The sequence below is a fragment of the Sphingomonas sp. 35-24ZXX genome, from assembly GCF_000786215.1.
Lineage (GTDB): Bacteria > Pseudomonadota > Alphaproteobacteria > Sphingomonadales > Sphingomonadaceae > Blastomonas.
In genome coordinates this window covers 1-587 of record NZ_JROG01000028.1, presented here as the reverse complement: position 1 = coordinate 587, position 587 = coordinate 1, and the positions used below count along the sequence as shown (strand labels likewise).

1 protein-coding gene is annotated in these 587 nt (G+C 63.7%); it reads left to right on the top strand.

Annotated features, from left to right (window positions below; translation table 11 throughout):
* Positions 1-587 (top strand): UTP--glucose-1-phosphate uridylyltransferase (locus LI72_RS18650; protein ID WP_033927484.1); only part of this gene is annotated, 587 nt, incomplete at its 3' end.

The following is a 587-nucleotide window of genomic DNA, read 5'->3' as shown; positions in this document are numbered from 1 at the left end:
ATGAAGCCCATCCGCAAAGCAGTGTTTCCGGTTGCCGGGCTTGGCACCCGTTTCCTTCCCGCGACCAAGGCCATCCCCAAGGAGATGCTGCCGATCGTCGATCGTCCGTTGATCCAGTACGCGGTCGATGAGGCGCGCGAGGCGGGAATCGAGCAGATGATCTTCGTCACCGGGCGCGGCAAGAGCGCGATCGAAGACCATTTCGACATCGCTTTCGAGCTTGAAAAGACGATGGCAGAGCGCGGCAAGTCGCTCGAGGTGCTGGAACCCACGCGGCTGGGCCCGGGCAACTGCGCCTATGTCCGCCAGCAGGAACCTCTGGGGCTGGGCCATGCGATCTGGTGCGCACGCGCGATCGTGGGCGACGAACCGTTCGCGATCTTTCTGCCCGACGAGTTCATGGTCGGCTCGCCCGGCTGCATGAAGCAGATGGTCGAAGCCTATAACCGGTTGGGTGGCAACCTGATCAGCGTGCTCGAGGTCCCGCGCGAGACAGTGTCGAGCTATGGCGTGATCGCGCCGGGTGCGCGCGATGGCGACATCACCGAGGTCACCGGTCTGGTGGAAAAGCCCAAGGTCGAGGACGC